Annotated in this window: 1 protein-coding gene and 2 pseudogenes; 2 read left to right on the forward strand and 1 reads right to left on the reverse strand. The window is 64.9% G+C overall.

The features are described from left to right. Nucleotides 1-1,909 (forward strand): annotated as a pseudogene (locus tag WB528_RS09095) (tetratricopeptide repeat protein); the annotation flags it as partial. A 98-nt stretch (nucleotides 1,910-2,007) separates the two neighbouring features. Further along, nucleotides 2,008-2,244 (forward strand): hypothetical protein, encoded by a 237-nt coding sequence (locus tag WB528_RS09100; RefSeq protein ID WP_423888088.1) that lies wholly within the window; start codon nucleotides 2,008-2,010, stop codon nucleotides 2,242-2,244. A 119-nt stretch (nucleotides 2,245-2,363) separates the two neighbouring features. Here the strand turns inward: WB528_RS09100 and WB528_RS09105 are convergent. Next, a pseudogene (locus WB528_RS09105) lies at nucleotides 2,364-2,459 on the reverse strand (flagellar type III secretion system pore protein FliP); the annotation flags it as partial.

Raw genomic sequence — 2,459 nt, forward strand, 5'->3', positions numbered from 1 at the left:
TGTGGGGCCCGACAAGGTCATTCTGGGCAAGCCCGGCGGCCTGACGCTGTCGCCGGCCGACAGCGGCGCCGAGCGCGCGCCCACGGCGGTGCGGCCGATTTTCGATCTCGGCGAATGGAAGAAGAATCGCGAAGGAAACTTCAACGCGCGGGCGGACGCCCTGATCGAGGCCGCCGGCCTTGCGGCGACCGCAAGCCCCGAGCAGCGTACGTCCGCGCAGGTCGATCTCGCCCGCTTCTACATGGCGCGGGGGATGTACCCGGAGGCGGTTGGCGTGCTCAACCTCGCGCTCGCCGATGCAAAAGCCGGTTCGGAAGATCCGGCCGCCCTGATTGTTCACGCGCTGGCCAACATCCTGATGGGACGCCCGGAGCGGGGATTGAAGGATCTCGCCAGTCCAGCCATCGGCACCAACTACGATTCGCAGCTCTGGAAGGCGATTGCGAGCGCGCGCCAGGGCAAGTGGGCGGATGCGCGGGAGAAATTCAAGAGCGCCGAGTTCTCCATAACATCGCTGCCGATCGACTTGCAGCGCATCGTGGTTGCCGACGCGCTTCGCGCCTCGATCGAGGTCAAGGATTATCCGGGCGCGGCCAAGCGAGCCAGCGAACTGGAAGTGATTGGCGCCGCGCCCGAGCAGGTGGCCGCAGTGGATGTGCTGCGTGGCCGGCTCGCCGAAGGGCTTGGCCGCGACATGGATGCGCTCGACGATTTCAAGCGCGCCGCGGCGTCCTCGGACCGGCAGGCGGCGACGGAAGCCAAGTTGCTGGAAATCGCCTTGAAACAAAAGCGCAACGAAATCGGCCAGGAAGACGTGCTGCGCGAGCTGGAGACGCTTTCGGTCACCTGGCGCGGCGACGCGCTCGAAGTGCAGACGCTGGAAATGCTGGCGCGCATCTATGCCGAGTCCGGGCACTTTGCCGAATCCTTCGGCGCGGTGCGCGCGGCCAACCTGCTGGCGCCGAACCTGGAAGTTGCCCGTCAGGGTCAGGATGCGGCGTCTGCGCTGTTCGCCCAGCTCTTTCTCGGTCCGAAGGGCGACGACCTTCCGCCGATCGACGCGCTCGGGATGTTCTACGAATATCGCGACCTGACGCCGATCGGCCGGCGCGGGGATGAAATGATCCGCCGCCTCGCGGATCGGCTGGTTGCCGTCGATCTGCTCGATCAGGCGGCCGAGCTCCTGCAATACCAGGTCGACAAGCGGCTCGAAGGGGCCGCGCGTGCGCAGGTCGCGGCCCGCCTGGCGATGGTCTACCTTACCAACCACAAGCCCGAGCGCGCCATTGACGCGCTTCGCTCTACCCGCATCGCCGACCTTTCCGGCGAGTTGCGGCAGCAGCGGCTGCTGCTCGAGGCGCGCGCGCAGAGCGACGTCGGCCGTCACGATCTGGCGCTCGATATCATTTCCAATATCGCCGGCCGTGAGGCGATCCGGTTGCGCTCCGACATTTATTGGGCCGCGCGGCAATGGCGTCAGTCGGCCGAACAGATCGAACTCTATTACGCCGACCGCTGGCGCGACTTCAGGCCGCTGAATGCGGCGGAGAAAAGCGACATCATCCGTGCGGTGGTCGGCTATTCGCTGGCCGAGGACACCATCGGGCTTTCGCGCTTTCGCGAAAAATACCTGCCGCTGATGAGCGCGGAAGCCGATCGCGCGGCCTTCGAGATTGCCAGCAAGCCGGTCGATTCCACCGGCTCCGATTTCGCCCAGATCGCCAAGATGGCGGCGAGCGTCGACACGCTTGAAGGATTTCTGCGCGATATGAAGACGCGATATCCGGATGCGACGTCGCGCGCGATGTCGCCGGGAATGCCGAAGGCTGATCCCGCTCCAACCGGATCGCTGCCGGCGATCATCGGAACCAAGATCGTTGGAACCAAGCAGGCGCGGGTAACGAAGTAGGCGGGTGGCGGCGCGCGCCCAGCGTTATTCCGCTCGACAGATGCCCGTCGAGGCGTCAATTTTGCGCCTTCCGATTATGCTCCGGCGAGAAGGTGCCCATGAGCAAGCCCACGAAAACGGCCGACGAGTTGATCGCCATGGCGCGCGCCGAGCTCAAGGCCCACGCCGATTGTCCGGATGGAATCGCAATCTCGGTGATTTCCGGCGAAGACGGCTGGGAGTTCCGCGCCAGTGCCGACGAGGCGACCGTGGCAAAACCCGGCTATCCGGAATGCGTCGCGCTCATCGTGCAGATCGGCGACCATCTCGGCAAGCAGTACGACGTCAAAGGCTGAGACGAGGCCGGGACATCCCCGTCCGAAAACGTTCGAATCCTTGCGTGAAGCTTGCAGCGCGCCTGCTAACGCCTGGCGAAGATTGAGAAAAACAGGGATGCCGATCTGGAAAGGGACGGCTAGCCCCCGCTATAGCTCTGCACCAGGCTGCCCGCGACCAGCGACCAGCCGTCGATCAGCACGAAAAAAATCAGCTTGAAGGGCAGCGACACCGT

The organism is Bradyrhizobium sp., from assembly GCF_049586575.1.
Classification (GTDB): Bacteria; Pseudomonadota; Alphaproteobacteria; order Rhizobiales; family Xanthobacteraceae; genus Bradyrhizobium.

Excerpts from the sequence above, each read along its gene's own strand:
- WB528_RS09100 (WP_423888088.1), top strand. The coding sequence starts at position 2,008 with ATGAGCAAGCCCACGAAAACGGCCGACGAGTTGATCGCCATGGCGCGC.